This is a genomic window from Yoonia ponticola (genome assembly GCF_014199395.1).
GTDB classification, from domain to species: domain Bacteria; phylum Pseudomonadota; class Alphaproteobacteria; order Rhodobacterales; family Rhodobacteraceae; genus Yoonia; species Yoonia ponticola.
The window spans coordinates 59,766-78,542 of sequence record NZ_JACIJM010000005.1 but is presented as its reverse complement, the minus strand read 5'-3'; the positions used below and the strand labels follow the sequence as shown (position 1 = coordinate 78,542).

Below are 18,777 nucleotides of genomic sequence, written 5' to 3'. Positions count from 1 at the left end.
CCTTAGTTACAAGGTGCCGGACCGTCAGTGACGCCTTGGCACAGCGCCTCTTGTGTGATCCAGCCAGCGTCGACGACGACGGACAGATTGTCAGCGGTCACAGGGATCGGCGCCAAAAATAGCGCGTTCAGTTCGGTGCCTGCAGGGGACGTCCATTCGACGCCGCCTTCGATTGCGACTTTTTCACCGTTTGCGTTGGCGAGTTCTGCCGCGATTGCCCCAGCTGTTGCACCTAGAACGCGGGCATCTTTCCAGACGGACACGGTTTGCGTGCCCAATGCGACGCGGTTCAGCGCTGCGTGATCACCGTCTTGGCCGGACACGGGAATGCCTTCCATGCCTTGCGCGGTCAGCGCGGCAACAACACCACCAGCGGTGCCGTCGTTTGACGCCACAACAGCATCAACACCGTTGTCGTTTGCGGTCAGGATCTGTTCCATGTTGCGCTGTGCGTTCGCTGGCAACCAGCCGTCGGTGTAGGCTTCGTCAACGATGGTGATGTCACCCGCGTCGATGGCCGCTTGCAGGATTTCCTGTTGACCGCCGCGCAAGAAGTCTGCGTTTGGATCGGTTGGCGAGCCTTTGATCATGACGTAGCGGCCCGATGGCGCTGCTTCGATCACGGCACGTGCCTGCATCCGGCCTACTTCGACGTTGTCGAATGTCAGGTAGAATGCGCGGCTGTCTTCGATCAAACGGTCATAGCCCACGACAGGAATGCCTTCGGCGTCGGCAGCATCAATTGCAGGCCCGATAGCAGAGCTGTCTTGTGCGAGAATGATCAACGCATCAACGCCTTGGGCTATCAGGCTTTCGACGTCAGACAATTGTTTGGCGGAAGATGATTGCGCGTCGGCAGAGATATAAGTCGCACCGGCAGCTTCCAAAGCGCCTTTGATGGCCGCTTCATCTGTTTTCCAGCGCTCTTCTTGAAAGTTTGACCAACTGACGCCGACGGTGATGTCTTGCGCAAATGCAGTCGAGCCGAAACCGGCGACAGCAATAGCGGCTGCGATAACGTGTTTATGCATGTTTTCCTCCCAGATAATGCAAGCCCCCTGCCGAATTTGCGACAAAGGATTCGGATCGGGAAATCCCGATGCCTTAAGCTTGCGCTATTTAATTTAGTTGTCAAAATAAAAATGCACGATTTCTAGAATTTTTTGCTAGGCGCATCGTGATTTTGCGGTCAATATATAGTTCAGCCGCATAAATCCGGCCTCATTTATTCAGAGACTAAACTTATGTTGACTGACGACTCGCTTGAATCTTACTTCGATGTGACCACTTCGCAAGGGAATGGTTGCGGTCCACAGCTTCATGCGACGACCGCCAGTCAAAAGACGCTCAAACAACGGATATTCGAATTTGTAAGGTCAAATGGGCAAGCCGCGCGCACCGATGTTTGCCGTGCGCTCGACATATCGCCCGGCTCTGCGACGACTTTGACGGCCGATTTGATCGAAAACGGGTTCCTGCGCGAAGTTGCCGGTGCGCCCCGCGAAAGCGGTCGAGGCCGCCCGCCCGTCGCATTAGAGGTCATCCCAGAGGCGAACTACGTCATCGGGATCAAATTATCGGACCAACATAGCACCGCAGTTTTGGCGGATTTTGCAGGAAACATGGTCGCCGATTGCACGATATCGCACCGCTCTTCACGTCGCGAAACACCCGAATTGCTGGACGATATCGGCACGTTGATGGACACGCTCTTGCAGCAATCGGACAAGACGTTGGACGATGTGCGGGCGGCGGGCATCGGTGTTTCGGGCATTGCAGATCACGACACGGGCGTGATTTTATGGTCGCCATTTTTGAAGTTACGCAATGTGGCCTTGGGCCCTGCGTTTACCGAACGGTTTCGGCTGCCCGTTTATATCGACAATGATGCCAATATGTTAACTCTTGCCGAGCTATGGTTTGGGGCGGGACGACGCATGGAAAACTTTGCCGTTGTCACGATTGAACACGGCGTCGGCATGGGCATGGTTGTGAACAATCAACTGTATCGCGGTGCCCAAGGTATGGGGTTGGAGTTGGGCCACACGAAGGTGCAGCTGGACGGTGCGTTGTGTCGGTGTGGGCAGCGCGGATGCCTTGAAGCGTATCTGGCCGATTATGCGCTTGCGCGGGAAGCAGCGACAGCGCTTGGTCGGCCTTTGGACACGGATCAAAGCCCGCAAGATATGCTGGAAAACCTGTTCACGCAGGCGAAATCTGGGAACAAAGCGGCGCAGACGATCTTTAACCGCGCGGGGCGTTTTTTGTCGTTGGGATTGTCAAACGTCATTCAATTATTCGACCCGCCTTTGATCATCTTGTCAGGCGAACGGATGCAATATGACTATCTGTACGGCCAAGAGGTGATCGCAGAAATGCAGGCGTTAACCTTATCAGCGGGCCGGACACCGTGCAAAGTCGAGACCCACGCGTGGGGTGATTTGATTTGGGCACGTGGCGCATCGGCCTTGGCGTTATCGGCACTGACTGACACGTTATTCGCAAAAGAAGTTGTCGTCGCATGATCCGGTTTTTGGTAGCGTTCATCGGTTTAAGCAGCACTGCGATAGCCGATCCGATGTTTGAAAACCGCTCTGACGCGCTGCCAGAACATACCTACGCCGGCGGCTGGGATCATTTTGTCGGCGGCGGCGTTGCTGTGTTTGACTGCAACGCGGACACCCTGCCCGACGTGTTTGTTGCAGGCGGCACGAACCCCGCTAAATTGATCCGCAATGATGGTGAATTTGCATTCACCGACATGCCCGTGCCTGAGTTGACAGGTGTGACCGGAGCATATCCGCTCGATATGGATGCGGACGGGTTGATGGACCTGTTCGTGCTGCGTGTCGGCCCAAATGTCGTGCTAAAAGGCGGGACGGATTGCACGTTTACCAACGCCACTGCCGCCTTTGGCATTCCGCAAACGGATCAATGGACAACTGCCTTTACGGCCTGGTGGGAAGGGGATCGGCCTACTTTGGCGATTGGGAATTACGTTGACCAGACTGATCCCGAAGGCCCGTTTGAAGCCTGTGATAGCAATGCGATTTTGCGGCCTATCCCAGAGGGTTATGAGGCCGAAACGTTAACGCCCGGCTTTTGCCCCCTGTCGATGCTGGCTGCAAAAGATGCGCGCGGCAGACCCACTTTGCGGATTTCGAACGACCGCCATTATTATGTGAAGGGCGGGTATGAGCAGATGTGGGATATCGCTGATCAGCGTTTTTTAGGGGCTGAAGATGGCTGGCAGAATGTCGCGCTTTGGGGGATGGGGATCGCGTCGCGTGACCTGAATGGCGACCAGCGCGACGAGGTAATGCTGACGTCGATGGGCGATCAATTGCTACAACTGGCGCAATCCGACGGGACCTATCAGGCCGCCCCCTACGCGATTGGCACCTACGCCCAACGCCCGCATATCGGCGACGACGGTAGGCCGTCGACGGGGTGGCACGCCGAGTTTGGCGATGTGGATAACGACGGTTTGGCTGATCTGTTTATTGCCAAAGGGAATGTTGATCAAATGCCAGGCATGGCAACCCGCGACCCTAATAACCTGTTGATACAAAAGGACGATGGCACGTTTGTCGAGATGGCAAATTCAGCGGGGATTGCGACGACAGACCGATCTCGCGGCGCGGCTCTCGCGGATTTTGACCAAGACGGGTTGCTGGATTTGATCGTCACAAACAGACGTGCGCCGCTAGAGCTTTACCGCAATGTCACCAACAATACTGGCCATTGGTTGCGTGTGAAACTGGAACAGTCAGGCGGCAATCCTGATGCGATTGGGGCTGTCGTCAGTTTTGAAACCGATATGGGTGCGCAATCGCAGCAAGTGGTTGTGGGCGGCGGTCATGCTGGCGGTCAAGCGTTGCCGCTGCACTTTGGTTTGGGCGATAGTGACGGCGTGACGCTGGTTGTTACGTGGCCTGACGGGTTTGAAACTCGCCACCAAACCGACGATGTTAATCAAACGGTAGTGATTAGGCGCTAGTCTGCTGCTGGTACGGGTAGTCCGCTCGGGACTTCGTCGGGGATGCCGAGCCGTCCTGTTAACGCCTGCGGGTCTGTTAATGTGTCGAGGAAAGCAATTAATGCCGTAATTTCATCCTCGCGCAACGTAACAGGCCTCGTGGTGACTGCATTTGAAATCGCGGCAACTTGTGCCGCGTCATTCATAACGGTGAAGTCGTCGACATCAAATGCAGGCAACACCGCTTGGTTTTGGTCATAATTGGCTAGCCCAACCGCCGGATCAGTGTGCGCTGCGATAAATGCACGTAATTCCTTGTGCGCCCCCGCGTGCCCGTAAGGTGCGGTCAAAGCAACGTTGCGCAAAGACGGCGTGCGAAATGCGTAGAGATCAGCGGTGTTTCCAGTGACGCGGAAACGACCCTCGTCACGGTAATGATCCTCGAACGTTTCGGACTTTCCGGGTCCGATTTGCGGCGCTCCCATAGCGTGAAAACCATGATCCGTCAGGAAGGGACCACTGTGACAACCCGCACATCCAGCAGTGCCGTAGAACAAATTCATCCCGTCTTTCGCTTGGCCTGTTAGCACCCCTTCACCACGCAGGACCGCGTCAAATTCCGACGTATCCGACCGCCATTCATGCGCCATAAACACGGCGATCGCGTCGGAAATGTCCGTGAATTCAATGTCATTTGGTAACGTGACATGCGGATAAACCTGCATCATCATCGCCGCATATTCAGGGATGTCAGCGACCCGCCGCGCAATCAAGTCCCATGCCCCACCTTCACCTGTAATCAGACCTTGGCGCACGGCACGCCCGATTTCATTTTCGCGGTGTGATCCTGCCATTTCATCACGGCTCAGCACGGGAAACATCGTTTGCGCAGACAGCACCGATGCGAACCCCGTCACCATGTCGGCGTCCATTGGCGTCCGAATGCCACCGGGCCGCGACGCATCCGCCTCAAGCCTGCCATCGTGAAACATGACGGTGAATTCATGCGCGCCAAGGTTGAACAACGCGGGGGCATTACGCGGAATGCGTTGTTCGGGGATGTTATCTGGATCAACGATACGGTCGGGGCCCAGCCCGATGCCGCCGTCGCCAATCGACAACGACACGCCATCCGCTGTGCCAAATGCGGGGTGGTGGCAAGTGGCGCAGGCAACGGTTTTATTGCCCGATAGGATCGGATCGTAGAACAGTAATTGACCCAACCGCGCCTCGCCCAGATTGACCGATGCATAGGCGTCGTCGGTGATTGCATCCGGCAAGGCTTGGGCATTGCTCAAGCTCGCCCAAGCGACAAAGCAGGCCGATATTTTCAACGTTTTCAACATGCAGCGCGTTTCATTCAAATGCCCCCTGCCCGACCTTACGGGCAAAAGGGCGTATATCTTAAGACTTTTTCCGGTCGTCGATCACGTTCATGCCAGCAAGGCCGGAATTGCCAAGTTCGACGCTCGCGAATGGCCCGCCGTGACACATATGCCCGGGATCATGCGGATCGAGAACGTCAGCTTCGGCCAATACGTCGGCGGCGAAGTCTTCCGCATTGTCCTTTGGGCGATACCCCAAGAACGCGGCTTTGGCGTTATCCACTGGGGCGCGGTCATTGTTGGACACGCCGTAGATGACCGCAAAACCAGTGACGGGGGTGTCGATGCAGCGCGTGACCAATTGGATCAAATCATCGTAGGATAACCATGATCCAAGGGCGCGTGGATTATTGACTTGGGCGGCGGATAGGATGCGCATATGGACGCTTTCAAGCCCACGTTTTTCCCAATACATGCGCCCCAAATCTTCGGTAAAGCATTTGGCCAAGCCGTAAAATGTGTCGGGCCGATGCGCGACCTCTGTGTTGATAAATTCGTTCTTGGGGTACATGCCGACCGCGTGGATCGAGCTGCCGTAGATTACGCGCCGCACACCATGTTTATGCGCGGCCTCCCAGACGTTGTAAGAGCCGACGAAATTCGGACCAAGCAATTCTTCGAACGGGGCTTCGTCGACGATTGCGCCCATGTGCACGACCATTTCTGCGCCTTCGATAACGCCCATCATGTCGTCGAAATTGGCAAGGTCGGCCTTGATGAAGGTTTCGCCCTCGTAGAGATTGCCCACGTCGTTGATGTCCGTCGACACCAATTCATCGCAGAGTTTCGACAGCGGCTCGCGTAGGTAGGACCCAAGTCGACCAGCGGCACCTGTCAGGACGAGTTTTTTCAGTTTCATGGTGGGCCTTTCTGATATTTCGATTTCTTCACCCGCATAGACGGTACGGGTCTCACTAAATACGGCGTTAGATCACCGCTTTTTCGATGAACTTTTCCCCTGCAAGGACACGCTCATACGCAAAGGGCGTCATGTCCAGCGTGCGATATTCCCCGTAGGTCAACAGCTCTGCCATGGCGCGCCCCATTGCTGGCGATTGTTGCAAGCCGTGTCCCGAAAACCCGTTAAGGAACATAAAATTCGTAACCTCGGGATGCGCCCCGATGACAGCGTTTTGATCAAGCGTATTATAGGCATAATGCCCGGTCCATTCAGTCACAACCTTGATCGCTTCAAACTGCGGAATACGGGTCGCGATAATCGGCCAGACGTGGTTTTCCCAGCGCGCATGGTCCATGGCAAAATCGGTGGGATCGACGGCAAGATCATCCTCGGCGTCGGGTGCTGCGCCTGCCAAATAAGTTGTCGGCCCGTCTTGCCGCATGTGGATACCCGACGGATCAATCGTCAAAGGCAAGTCGCGATCTAATGGTGTCTGCGCATTAAATATCCATGTAAATCGCTTACGTGGCTCAACAGGAAGTGAAATTCCCGCCATTTTTGCGGTTAGCGCCGCACGCGGTCCCGAAGCATTTACAACCTGCCCGCACGCAATAACATCGCCGCTTTCCAGCTTCACAGATTGCACACGCCCGCCCTGCACTTCCATCGCAACAACCTTGTTACTGATATATTCCACCCCGTTGTCACGTGCGCCGCGCCGCCACCAATCGAACACGGTGCCGCCGTCCCAATATCCTTCGTCTTTACGATTGATAGACCCCAGTTGGATGTCATCCAGTTGATAAAATGGATACCGCTCCAGAATTTCATTTCGCCCTAACAACTCAGTTTCCGCACCCGCCGCGAGCTGCACCTTTTGGTTTTCGCGCAACGTCGCGGTCAGCGCATCATTGTCCGACAGATACAGATATCCGTAGTTTTGAATTGTCAGGTCCGGCACCCGCGGATCGCCGCCCATGTAACTCCGCAGGTTTTTCACAAAATCCGCCGCAAATTGCGAAATCCGCACGTTTATCTCGTTCGAGAATTGTTGCCGCATGCAACTATTGGAATGGGCCGTGGACGAATTCGCGTAGCTGCTGTCCATTTCGACGACCAGAACACGCCCCTGAAAACCCGCCATTGTGCTTAGAAACCACGCCGTTGATGATCCCATCATCGCGCCACCGACGATGACGATATCGTAACTGCTGTGCTTTGGCGTTTGGGTCATGTCGCATCGATCCCTTCGTCACTGTTATGACCAGTCTAGAAGGAAGTCCGCGACATAATCCAATCATTTGCTATCGCTAGGGCGCAAATTTTTCGCGTGTCCTGTTGACGAACGCGACGAGCGTTAACATCACGGGGACTTCGACCAGTACACCCACGACCGTTGCGAGCGCGGCACCGGAGTTTAGCCCGAACAAACTGATTGCGACCGCAACGGCCAATTCAAAGAAGTTCGACGTCCCGATCAATGCGCAAGGGGCCGCGATGCGGTGCGGCACTTTTAACGCAAACGCCGCGGCATAGGCGATGGCAAAGATACCATAGCTTTGCAGGATAATCGGCACGGCGATCAGCACAATGATAAACGGTTTCGCCACGATGACTTGGCCTTGTAGGCCGAACAGGATCATAACTGTGACGATCAGCCCAACCACGGAATAGGGTTTTACTCGCTCTTGGAATGTTTCGATTGCCGCCTCTGAACCAAGCCGTTTTCGCGTGATCAGACCTGCGACAAGCGGCAGTGCGATGAACAACAAAACTGACAAAACCAAGGTCGACCACGGCACGGTGATATCCGTCACGCCCAGCAAGAACGCAACAATCGGCGCGAAGGCGATGACCATGATCAAGTCGTTCACCGAGACTTGGAGCAGCGTATAGGTTTCGTCGCCACGCGTCAGTTGCGACCACACAAATACCATCGCCGTGCAGGGCGCCGCGCCGAGCAAAATCAAGCCTGCAATATATTGCATCGCGTCTTCGGGCTGTATCCAAGGCGCGAAGATGTATTGGAAAAACAGCACGGCTAATGCAGCCATGGAGAACGGCTTTATCAGCCAATTGACGACCAGTGTGATCATCAATCCACGCGGTTGTTTTGCCACGTTTTTAAGCGATCTAGGATCGACGCCGACCATCATCGGATAGACCATCGCCCAGATCAGCACTGCGACGACAAGGTTAACGCTCGCGACTTCAGCCGCAGCAATGGCCGTGACCAAAACGGGCGCGATATTGCCCAAAAGGATGCCCGCGACCATTGCCAATGCGATCCAAAGTGACAGGTATTTCTCGAATATATTCACGCGGTGGCCTTTAAGGTTTGGGCTGATTTCAGTTTCGCGACGCAAAGCCAACTGAGGGTAATCATAACGGCAGCAGTGCCAAGACACATCGCTAGACCGCCGATTTGATAGGTCAGACCGGACAGCAGCGTGCCAATCAGGCGGCCCGCCGCGTTCGCCATATAGTAAAAACCGACGTCCATCGTGACCCGATTTTTATCGGTGAAGTTCAAGATTAAGAATGAATGCAGCGCAGAGTTCACCGCAAAGATGCCGCCGAAGATGAGCAAGCCCATTACGATTATTATGGTTAACGTAGTGGACGGTACGGGCGTGACCCAAACCAACGCGGCTAACAGCATCGGGACCGCGATCAATCCGCCAGCCCAGCGCTTGGCTTGGTCTAATATTTGCGTTTCCGTCCGTGATACTGCGCGTAGGATGCGCGGTGCCCAGCCTTGCACGACACCGTACAGGATCGTCCAGACCGCCATGAATGTGCCGATCATAAAGAATGCGGCGCGTTTGCTGTCCACGCTGCCGTCTGACAAAACCGCGTAGAAATAGATCGGAATGCCGACGACGAACCAGACATCTCTTGCGCCGAACAAGAATAGACGTGCGGCGCTGAGCCAGTTGATATTGCGGTTTTTGGACAGAACGTCAGCGAACTTTGCGTCTTTGCGCCCTGCTGGCAGGCCCGAAGGCATCCCGATCATGACACAGATAAGGATCACGAACAGGATTGCGGCCATGGTTAGAACGGAAGGTACGAAACCAAACGCCGCCAGCAATGCCGCACCCAACAGGAATCCGCCGCCTTTCACCGCGTTTTTCGATCCGGTGAGGATTGCAACCCAGCGGAATAATCCGCCGTCATTGGTTGGGGCGAGGATCTTAACAGCGCTTTTAGAGCTCATCTTGGCGAGATCTTTCGCGACGCCGGACGCCCCTTGCACGAGCATCACAAACACGACCGACGCGGTGATGCTCCAGGCAGGATCGAGCTGCGCCAAGGCAAGCAATGCCACGACTTGTAAAGTTAACCCGGCATAAAGTGTCGATGTCAGACCAAATCGTGCTGCGATCCAGCCTGCAGACAGGTTCGTAATAACGCCTGCGATTTCGTAAAACACGAAGAGGTAAGCCAACTGCACGGGCGAAAAGCCAAGCGTGTGGAAATGCAAAAGCACCAGCATCCGCAATGCGCCGTCGGTTAACATAAACGCCCAATAGGCCGCCGTGACGGTGATATAGGCGGTGAAACCAGCGGGGCGGGTCACAGCAACCCGCCGACCATCAGTGCCACATCGACGAGGCGATGCGCGTAGCCGTATTCGTTGTCGTACCATGCGTAGATTTTCACCTGCGTCCCGTTCACCACCATCGTGGAAGGCGCGTCGATGATGCAGCTGCGTTTGTCGTTGGTGTAATCGCTGGACACCAGCGGGCGGGTTTCGTAGCCCAAGATGCCCTTCATCGGACCTTCGGCGGCGGCTTGAAACAGCGCATTCACCTCTTCCACGGTGGTGTCCCGCGTCATTTCAAACACGCAATCGGTAATTGATGCGTTCAACAGTGGCACACGGACAGCGTGCCCGTTTAGTTTGCCCTTTAGTTCAGGGTAGATCAGGGTGATCGCCGTCGCGGAGCCCGTTGTCGTGGGAATTAAGTTGGTTAACGCAGACCGCGCGCGCCGCAAATCTTTGGCCGGACGGTCCACGATGGTTTGCGTGTTGGTGACGTCATGGATTGTTGTAATCGACCCATGTTTGATCCCGATGCTGTCCTGCAAAACCTTAACCACGGGCGCGAGGCAATTCGTCGTGCAACTGGCCGCCGTCACGATCTGATGGGTGGCCGGATCATAGCTGTCGTCATTCACGCCGTAGACGATATTCGCGGTTGGGCCGTCTTTGACTGGCGCGGATACGATAACTTTACGGACACCTGCGGCGAAATACGGGGCGAGTTTGGCTTCGGTTTTAAAGGCTCCGGTGCAATCAATCATGACATCGACGCCATCTAAAGGCAGGTCTTCCAGATTGCTGGCGTTCGTCACGGGGATGCGCATGCCGTCGATTGTGATTGCGGCGTCATCAGCCGAAAACGTGGCGGGCCAGCGGCCATGCACTGAATCGAATTCGAGTAAATGCGCGTGCATCGCAGGGTCGCCCAGCGCGTCGTTCATGAATGCGATCTTTGCGCCACCTTCCAAAAGCGGACGCAGCGCGAGCTTTCCCATCCGCCCAAGGCCGTTCAATGCATAGGTCGTCATGACATTTTAATCCTTTGGTAAGGTTAATTTGCTGATCTCATCGACATGTTTTTGCAACGCGCTGCGGTCCAGACTTTCGAACGAAAGCGACGTGAACGCGGCAATTTTGTTGCGCAACGCATCAAAGGTTTGCTGGAACGCGAGACGTTTTTGCGTGATCGTTCCGTCGGCGCTGGCGGGATCGGGCATGCCCCAATGGCTCGCGATGGGCTGGCCTTGCCACGTCGGGCAATCTTCGTTCGCGGCGCGGTCACACACGGTAACGACGAAATCCATCTGCGGGGCGTCGGGGCCCTGAAACTCTGTCACGTTTTTTGATCGAAGCTGCGTGGTATCAAGCCCGTTTGCCAAGAGCACGTCGATCGCAGTCGGGTTCAGGTCGGACCGATGCGCGGTGCCTGCGGAATAGGCGTTGAAACGGTCGTTTCCGATGTCCCGCAAGATTGCTTCGGCTAGGATCGAGCGGGCGGAGTTACCGGAGCAAATGAATAGGACATTCAGTTTTTTGTCGGTTGGCAGCGGGGCAGTTTGGATCAGGTCAGCCAGTTGCGGGGCGCACAAGTCGGCCCTGCCGCCGCAGCAATCAAAGAACAGGCCTGTGACGACTTCGCCAGCGGCGGCCAGATTGATTTTGTAGAGTAACTTTGTGCCTTCGCGGCGTTGCGATATCAGGCCCGTTTGGGTCAATGCGGATAAATAAACCGAAGCCGAGCTTGGCTTTAACCCCAAGACGCTGACGATTTCGCCTGCTGGTAATTCGTCCGGACAACGCCGCATGAGCAAGCGGAACACGGCCATGCGGTGCGGGTGGCTGAGAGTTGCGAGACGATCTGTGAGTATTGATTCCATATTTCGTGAATATTGGAATTATATAGATCACGTCAAGCGGAACCTCTGCCCAGCGCGTGGATCAAACAATAATGACAACGCCACCCACCCCACAGCGTGTTTGTTACAAAACCGTTACACAACTCTCACATTACTTTCATGAATCACGCCTAATCGGACAGCACGGTCGCGACAGCGATCGATGCAAATTTAGGAGCAAACATGTATTACCTGAAACTGACCGCCTCTGCATGCGCGGTTGCTGCCATCTCCGCAACAGCATCCGTCGCGCAGAGCCGTGACGAAATCCGCATCGTGGGTTCATCAACAGTTTTCCCATACACTCAAGCAGTTGCCGAGCAGTTCGCGAACAACACGGGTGCTCCGTCACCTATCGTTGAATCCACTGGCACCGGCGGCGGCATGCAGATTTTCTGTGGCGGCATCGGCGAAGCACACGCAGACATCACTGGCGCATCCCGCGCAATGAAAGCATCCGAATTCCAGCTTTGCCAAGACAACGGCGTGACAGAAATCACCGAAGCCCTGATCGGCTTTGACGGTCTGTCATTGGCTATTTCCCGCGCGAACGATGCTGCTTGGGACCTGACATTGGGCGAAATCTACCTCGCACTTGGCGCACAAGTTCCTGTCGACGGTGAATGGGCTGATAACCCGTACACAATGTGGAACGAGATCAACCCTGATCTGCCAGCCGTAGAAATCCTTGCATACGGTCCTCCACCAACATCCGGCACACGCGACGCATTTGTTGAATTGGCAATGCACGCTGGCTGTGAAGAATTGGCATTCGTTGAAGAAGGCGGTTTTGACGGTGACTGGGTTGGCGAAAACTGCTCACGTATGCGCACAGACGGACCATTTGTTGAAGCTGGCGAAAACGACAACCTGATCGTTCAGCGTCTTGAAGCAGATTCCAACGCATTGGGCATCTTTGGTTACTCTTTCCTTTATGAGAACCTCGACAAGCTGAAAGGCGTGCAGATCGAAGGCGTTGAGCCAACAATCGATACAATCGCTGACAAATCCTACCCTGTGTCACGTCCGCTGTACTTCTACATCAAGAACGCACACCGCGGCGTAATCCCGAACTTGAACGAGTTCATCGAAGAGTACATGTCAGACGACGCGCTGATGACAGGTGGTTACTTGTCCGAGCGTGGCCTCGTGCCATTGGCAGAAGACCGCATCGTCGAACTTCAGGATGCAGTGCTGGACGGTGTTTCCATGGAAGCACCACAATAAGCTGATCGCAGCTTTTTAAAGCCCGGGGCGGATTTGATCTGCCCCGGACCTCTCATTTTCAGCGAGTATTCCCGATGACGACTTTGGCTTTCGCTATTTTATTGGCCGCCTGCATGGTGGCATATGCCCTGAACCGACGCGCCGCGACTGGCATTCGGGACGGCGGCCAACGACTTCACTCTGTCTCTGGATATCACGGCCTGTTCGCCCTGCTGATGATTTTGGTGCCCGTTCTTGTTGTTATCCTGTTTTGGCTGGCTTTGCAGGGTGCCGTGGTGAACACGCTGATCATGTCCAGCTTGCCCGATGGGACGCTAGACGGTCTAGGTGCCGGCCAAGTTGATCTGATCCTTGCTGAAATCCAGTCTATTTCGAGCGGTCGTGTTTTTGGTGATCCTGAGCCTTGGAAAACCGCAGCCGCCGAGCGCTTTAGCGGTATGTTACAGACCGCATCATTGGGTCTGGTTCTGGTCACTGCCCTGCTCAGCCTTGGCATTATGTTTTTTGCGCGTGGCAAGGTATCCGCCGAATTTCGCGCCCGTCAGGGTGTTGAGAAAATCGTGTCTGGGTTGATGATCTTTTGCTCGGTTGTCGCGATTTTCACCACCATCGGCATTGTTGCCTCGCTCGCCTTTGAAACCATCAAATTCCTGCGCCTCGTTCCGCTGACCGAATTCCTGTTCGGCACAAGCTGGGAGCCGCAAATCCCGATCCGTGCTGATCAGATCGCCTCTACCGGTGCGTTTGGCTGGATACCCGTGATCGTTGGCACAATCGTCATCACAATCGTTGCGATCGTGATCGCTATTCCAATCGGCCTGTTGTCCGCGATCTACCTGAACGAATTTGCGCCAAAAACCGTGCGCTCAGTCTGCAAACCGGTTCTCGAAGTGCTAGCTGGTGTTCCGACAGTTGTTTACGGCTTCTTCGCGATCCTTGTTGTTGCCCCTGCGATCCGCTCGCTTGGCGCACAACTGGGCATTCCGGTCGCACCAAACACCGCGTTGGCGGCTGGTGGCGTGATGGGCATCATGTTGGTGCCGTTCATTTCATCCTTTGCCGACGACGCCTTATCCGCTGTGCCGCGTGCGCTGCGTGATGGTGCGCTCGCACTTGGTGCCACACGCGCTGAGACCGTGATGAACGTCCTGTTCCCGGCGGCGATCCCCGGCATCGTTGGCGGCGTCCTGTTGGCCGTCAGCCGCGCGATTGGGGAGACGATGATCGTTGTTATGGCCGCTGGCCTTATGGCGAACCTCACGCTGAACCCGTTGGAAAGCGTCACAACCGTCACCGTGCAAATCGTCACGCTCTTGATTGGCGACACATCTTTCGACAACCCCAAAACGCTGGCCGCCTTTGCGCTTGGGATGATGCTGTTCATCGTCACCCTGATTATCAACATTTTCGCGCTTCGGATCGTCCGCAAGTACCGCGAAGCATACGATTGAGGCTAGATTAATGACCGATATTTCATCCGGCTCTTTGCTTTTAACCACAACAGACAAGGTGCGTGCATCGCTCGCAAAACGCCACCGCAAACAACGGATCCTCCAAGGGTTTGGTATCGCAGCGATCAGCATCGCGTTCTTGATGCTGTTCATCCTGCTGTGGTCCCAGATCGCCACTGGCTACAAGGCGTTCATGCAGACCAATATCACGTTGGACATCTATGTGGACCCCGCAGAGATCAACGTAGACCGACTGCCGCGCGGTGACTTTGATGATGTCTTGACTGCGGCATTGTTGGAAAAGCTGCCAAATGTTGACGCAACCGACCGCGCTGCAGTGCGTGAAGCCTCTGGCATCTTTTCGAACGGCGCACAGTTTGACCTGCGCGACCGTATCGTCGAAGATCCGTCTTTGATCGGTCAAACGATCAACATGCGGATGCCAGTCTCCGACCCTTACGACCAGCTATACAAAGAGCTGCTGGATCGTGAGACACCGGAAGAACTACGTCGTTTGAATGATCTCCAAATCGCCAATTACGACCAATTGCTGGACGCAGGCGCGATCACATCGAAACTGAACACAGGCTTAATCACCAACGCTGATAGCCGCTTTCCTGAACTCGCTGGCCTAAAAGGCGCGTTGTTAGGATCATTCTGGGCGCTTTTGGTTTGTTTCCTGATCGCCTTTCCATTGGGCATAGGCGCGGCGGTGTACCTCGAAGAATTCGCACCCAAGAACAAGATCAGCGACTTCATTGAGGTGAACATCAATAACCTCGCCGCTGTACCATCTGTCGTGTTTGGTTTGCTTGCTCTGTCTGTCTTTATCGGATTGTTCGGCTTGCCACGCTCTGTTCCATTCGTGGGCGGCTTGACACTGGCGCTGATGACCATGCCGACGATCATCATCGCGACACGCGCGGCACTGAAAGCCGTGCCACCATCGATCCGCGAAGCTGCATTGGGTGTAGGCGCGTCAAAGCAGCAAGTGGTCTTTGGCCATGTGGTGCCGTTGGCGATGCCGGGGATTTTGACAGGGACGATCATTGGTTTGGCCCAAGCATTAGGTGAAACGGCGCCACTGCTGTTGATCGGCATGAACGCCTTCATCACATCCGCACCGGGTTCGCCGTTCGACAGTGCAACGGCCCTACCGACACAAATCTTCATCTGGGCAGATAGCCCTGAACGTGGCTTCGTGAGCCGGACATCTGCAGCGATCCTTGTTCTGCTGACCTTCCTCATCATGATGAACGCAATCGCAATCTACTTGCGCAGCAAGTTTGAACGCAAATGGTAAACTCGAAAGGAGAGGCCGTGGACGACCTCAGAACAGTTAGCAAAGACGTTGATGCAAACAACACCAAGATCAGCGCCAAAAATGTGCAGGTCTATTACGGGGATACCCATGCGATCAAAGACGTAAATGTCGAGATCAAAGAGCGGACAGTGACTGCGTTTATCGGTCCATCTGGCTGCGGCAAATCTACATTCTTGCGCAGCATCAACCGGATGAACGACACGATTGATATCTGCCGCGTCGAAGGGGACATCCTGATCGACGGCAAAGACATCTATGATCGCGACATTGATCCGGTTCAACTGCGGGCGCGTGTCGGCATGGTTTTCCAAAAACCAAACCCATTCCCAAAGTCGATCTATGACAACATCGCTTACGGTCCGAAAATTCACGGTCTTGCAAAGTCCAAGGCTGACATGGACGAAATCGTCGAGAAATCCCTGCGCCGCGGTGCGATTTGGAACGAAGTCAAAGACCGCCTGCATGCGCCGGGTACTGGCCTGTCTGGCGGTCAGCAGCAGCGTCTTTGCATTGCCCGCGCGATTGCAACGGAACCCGAAGTTCTGTTGATGGACGAGCCGTGTTCAGCGCTTGACCCGATTGCGACGTCGCAAGTGGAAGAACTGATCGACCAACTGCGCGAAAACTACACCGTTGTCATCGTCACCCACTCGATGCAGCAGGCCGCCCGCGTGAGCCAGAAGACCGCGTTTTTCCACCTCGGAAATCTAGTTGAATATGGCAGCACCGACGATATTTTCACGAACCCCAAAGACCCCCGTACCGAAAGCTATATCTCTGGCCGGATCGGATAGGAGCCCTACCATGACTACGCAACACATCGTCAGCGCATTCGACCGCGATCTTGTCGGCGCACAAGCCAAAGTTATGAAAATGGCAGGTCTCGTGGAAGAAGCCATGGCCCAAGTGGCCATCGCATTGGAAACCAATGACTTGGCAAAAGCCGAAGCCGTTCGCAAGAATGACAAGGCAATCGACGCGCTGGACGAGGACATCAAGCACGAATGCGCCCGCATCCTTGCCACCAGATCGCCCACGGCCAGCGACTTGCGGACCGTTTTGACCGTTATGAGCATCAGTTCCAATCTGGAACGCTGCGGTGACTACGCGAAAAATATCGCCAAACGCACAACGGTTCTGACCAATGCGAAGCCGATCAACGGTGTCGCAGCCGCATTGCGCGGTATGCAAAACGCGGTCAGCAGCATGATCAAAGACGTGCTTGAAGCTTACATTCAGCGCGATGTCGCTAAAGCAGAAGACGTCCGCGACCGCGACAATCAAGTGGACGAGATGTATAATACGCTGTTCCGGTCATTGCTAACCCATATGATGGAAGACTCTCAGAACATTACGGCCTGTATGCACCTGCATTTCATCGCCAAAAACATCGAACGCATGGGCGATCACACCACATCTATCGCTGAACAGGTGATTTATCTGGTGACAGGCGAAATGCCGGACGACGACCGCCCCAAAAGCGATCTTACCGCCTTCACCACACCAGAAGATTTAGGTGAAGCATGAGCGCAGGCCAGCCGACGGTTCTCGTCGTTGAAGACGAGGCTTCGCAACGCGAGGTGCTTGTCTACAACCTAGAAGCGGAGGGCGTAACGGTCATATCGGCCGAAAACGGCGACGAAGCATTGTTGTGCGTTCAGGAGCATGTGCCTGATTTGATCGTGCTTGATTGGATGTTGCCGGGCGTGTCGGGAATCGAGATTTGTCGCAGGCTGAAACTACAGCCCGCGACGCGCGCGATCCCGATTGTGATGGTGTCTGCACGCGGCGAAGACGTGGACCGCGTGCGTGGGTTGGAAACCGGTGCGGATGATTATGTCACCAAACCCTATTCTGTGGCCGAATTTATGGCGCGTGTGCGCAACCAGTTGCGCAGGGTACGGCCTGCGGCTGTTGGTATGTCCTTGCAGTTCGAGGACATCACGCTGGATGGTGAGACACACAAGGTTTCGCGTGATGAAAAGGCGCTGAAACTTGGACCAACCGAGTTCCGGTTATTGTCCACGTTTATGGAAAAACCGGGCCGGGTCTGGAGCCGCGAACAGCTGCTTGATCGTGTGTGGGGCCGTGACATCTATGTCGATACCCGCACCGTCGACGTACATATCGGCAGGCTGCGGAAGGTGATCTGCCAGAACGGCGGCGCTGATCCGATCCGGACGGTGCGCGGCGCTGGATATGCCTTGGGGTGACGCCTGCCTTCGCCATGAGATCGCATGACACTTTGAGACCTGTTGCATGACCATGTAGACAAACCAAAATGCACCGCCCTTTTGCAAGGGCGGTGCAGTCTTCAAGCCGCGCGGATTGGGGTGCCTAACGAACCGCGAGGCTCGAACTATCGCGTTCTTAAGACGCGGATGGCAGAAGTACTGTGTCGATCACGTGGATCACGCCGTTAGACTGTTTCACGTCAGCAACGGTCACAGTCGCAATGCGGCCTTGCTCGTCTTCCAGCATGATCATGCCATCCGTGTAAGTCGCCTGAAGCGTACAACCGCCAACAGTTGGCACAGGGTGCTTGCCGTTGTCATCAGCGATCATGCCTTGGATTGCGTCGGACATCGCGTCAGCGGCAACAACGTGGCAAGTCAGGATTTGTGTCAAACGATCTTTGTTTTCTGGCTTCAGCAGGTCTTCTACTGCGCCTTCTGGCAGGGCTGCGAATGCGTCATCTGTTGGTGCAAATACTGTGAACGGGCCTTCGCCGGACAGTGTTTCAGCAAGGTCAGCCGCAACAACAGCAGCCACAAGCGTTGTGTGGATCGGGCTGTTCATCGCGTTTTCAACGATGTTCATTTCAGTCGACATTTCTGCGCCACCAACTGTTGGGTTCATCGCATGGCCGTCAGCGAACGCAGCACCGGCTGTGATGGACATGATTGCGGCAGCAGCTGTGAGTGTTTTCGTAAAAGTCATTGGTCTCTCCCGAGTGTGAAGTGTCGAAGCATGATCGCTTTGACTTGCCTACAACCACGGACGATCCTCAAAATGAGTTTCAAAAATTTTCAATTTTTTTTTGAGGCGACGCAAAGCAGCAGTTT

Annotated in this window: 17 protein-coding genes; 8 read left to right on the top strand and 9 right to left on the bottom strand. The window is 55.0% G+C overall.

Translation table 11 applies throughout. The features are described 5' to 3' along the window. Window positions 1-2: 2 nt before the first annotated feature. Window positions 3-1,031, bottom strand: a complete 1,029-nt coding sequence (gene xylF, locus FHS72_RS09745) for a D-xylose ABC transporter substrate-binding protein (protein WP_183528546.1) — start codon at window positions 1,029-1,031, stop codon at window positions 3-5. 213 nt (window positions 1,032-1,244) lie between these two features. Here xylF and FHS72_RS09740 point away from each other — a divergent pair, with 213 nt between their 5' ends. Beyond that, window positions 1,245-2,525 carry an ROK family protein gene (locus tag FHS72_RS09740; protein WP_183528545.1) on the top strand — a complete coding sequence of 427 codons (1,281 nt, stop codon included), beginning with the start codon at window positions 1,245-1,247 and terminating at the stop codon, window positions 2,523-2,525. Beyond that, the gene (locus tag FHS72_RS09735) at window positions 2,522-4,000 is read left to right on the top strand and encodes a CRTAC1 family protein (RefSeq protein WP_183528544.1); all 1,479 of its coding nucleotides are present in this window, start codon (window positions 2,522-2,524) and stop codon (window positions 3,998-4,000) included. The genes FHS72_RS09740 and FHS72_RS09735 overlap by 4 nt, the downstream gene beginning before the upstream one ends. On the opposite strand, the gene FHS72_RS09730 is transcribed toward FHS72_RS09735, so the two are convergent. From FHS72_RS09730 to FHS72_RS09700, 7 genes are all read right to left on the bottom strand, one after another. Further along, on the bottom strand, window positions 3,997-5,325 hold the full coding sequence (locus tag FHS72_RS09730) for a cytochrome-c peroxidase (RefSeq protein WP_183528543.1): 1,329 nt from the start codon (window positions 5,323-5,325) through the stop codon (window positions 3,997-3,999). The genes FHS72_RS09735 and FHS72_RS09730 overlap by 4 nt on opposite strands. Before the next feature lie 58 nt (window positions 5,326-5,383). Beyond that, complete coding sequence (locus FHS72_RS09725; protein WP_183529111.1) at window positions 5,384-6,217, bottom strand: NAD-dependent epimerase/dehydratase family protein; 834 nt, start codon at window positions 6,215-6,217, stop codon at window positions 5,384-5,386. A gap of 73 nt (window positions 6,218-6,290) precedes the next feature. Next, on the bottom strand, window positions 6,291-7,499 hold the full coding sequence (locus tag FHS72_RS09720; RefSeq protein ID WP_183528542.1) for an NAD(P)/FAD-dependent oxidoreductase: 1,209 nt from the start codon (window positions 7,497-7,499) through the stop codon (window positions 6,291-6,293). A gap of 76 nt (window positions 7,500-7,575) precedes the next feature. Beyond that, window positions 7,576-8,586 carry an ACR3 family arsenite efflux transporter gene (gene arsB, locus FHS72_RS09715; protein ID WP_183528541.1) on the bottom strand — a complete coding sequence of 337 codons (1,011 nt, stop codon included), beginning with the start codon at window positions 8,584-8,586 and terminating at the stop codon, window positions 7,576-7,578. Next, on the bottom strand, window positions 8,583-9,848 hold the full coding sequence (arsJ, locus tag FHS72_RS09710; protein ID WP_183528540.1) for an organoarsenical effux MFS transporter ArsJ: 1,266 nt from the start codon (window positions 9,846-9,848) through the stop codon (window positions 8,583-8,585). The genes arsB and arsJ overlap by 4 nt, the downstream gene beginning before the upstream one ends. Continuing rightward, on the bottom strand, window positions 9,845-10,843 hold the full coding sequence (locus tag FHS72_RS09705; protein WP_183528538.1) for an ArsJ-associated glyceraldehyde-3-phosphate dehydrogenase: 999 nt from the start codon (window positions 10,841-10,843) through the stop codon (window positions 9,845-9,847). Before FHS72_RS09705 ends, arsJ begins: the two co-directional genes overlap by 4 nt. A gap of 6 nt (window positions 10,844-10,849) precedes the next feature. Then, a complete protein-coding gene (locus FHS72_RS09700) occupies window positions 10,850-11,692 on the bottom strand; it encodes an arsenate reductase/protein-tyrosine-phosphatase family protein (RefSeq protein WP_183528536.1) in 843 nt (280 codons plus the stop codon). A gap of 201 nt (window positions 11,693-11,893) precedes the next feature. Here FHS72_RS09700 and FHS72_RS09695 point away from each other — a divergent pair, with 201 nt between their 5' ends. The 6 genes from FHS72_RS09695 to phoB all read left to right on the top strand — a co-directional run bounded on the left by FHS72_RS09695 (window position 11,894) and on the right by phoB (window position 17,925). After that, on the top strand, window positions 11,894-12,937 hold the full coding sequence (locus tag FHS72_RS09695) for a substrate-binding domain-containing protein (RefSeq protein ID WP_183528534.1): 1,044 nt from the start codon (window positions 11,894-11,896) through the stop codon (window positions 12,935-12,937). 74 nt (window positions 12,938-13,011) lie between these two features. Further along, window positions 13,012-14,388 carry a phosphate ABC transporter permease subunit PstC gene (gene pstC, locus FHS72_RS09690; protein WP_183528532.1) on the top strand — a complete coding sequence of 459 codons (1,377 nt, stop codon included), beginning with the start codon at window positions 13,012-13,014 and terminating at the stop codon, window positions 14,386-14,388. A 10-nt stretch (window positions 14,389-14,398) separates the two neighbouring features. Next, the gene (gene pstA / locus FHS72_RS09685; RefSeq protein ID WP_183528530.1) at window positions 14,399-15,691 is read left to right on the top strand and encodes a phosphate ABC transporter permease PstA; all 1,293 of its coding nucleotides are present in this window, start codon (window positions 14,399-14,401) and stop codon (window positions 15,689-15,691) included. A 17-nt stretch (window positions 15,692-15,708) separates the two neighbouring features. Further along, the gene (gene pstB / locus FHS72_RS09680; RefSeq protein ID WP_343042671.1) at window positions 15,709-16,506 is read left to right on the top strand and encodes a phosphate ABC transporter ATP-binding protein PstB; all 798 of its coding nucleotides are present in this window, start codon (window positions 15,709-15,711) and stop codon (window positions 16,504-16,506) included. 10 nt (window positions 16,507-16,516) lie between these two features. After that, window positions 16,517-17,239, top strand: coding sequence for a phosphate signaling complex protein PhoU (phoU, locus tag FHS72_RS09675; RefSeq protein ID WP_183528526.1), 723 nt, complete (start codon window positions 16,517-16,519; stop codon window positions 17,237-17,239). Then, window positions 17,236-17,925, top strand: coding sequence for a phosphate regulon transcriptional regulator PhoB (gene phoB / locus FHS72_RS09670; RefSeq protein WP_183528524.1), 690 nt, complete (start codon window positions 17,236-17,238; stop codon window positions 17,923-17,925). Before phoU ends, phoB begins: the two co-directional genes overlap by 4 nt. Window positions 17,926-18,082: 157 nt before the next feature. Here phoB and FHS72_RS09665 read toward each other — a convergent pair whose 3' ends face one another. After that, window positions 18,083-18,652, bottom strand: coding sequence for a fasciclin domain-containing protein (locus tag FHS72_RS09665; RefSeq protein ID WP_183528522.1), 570 nt, complete (start codon window positions 18,650-18,652; stop codon window positions 18,083-18,085). Window positions 18,653-18,777 lie beyond the last annotated feature (125 nt).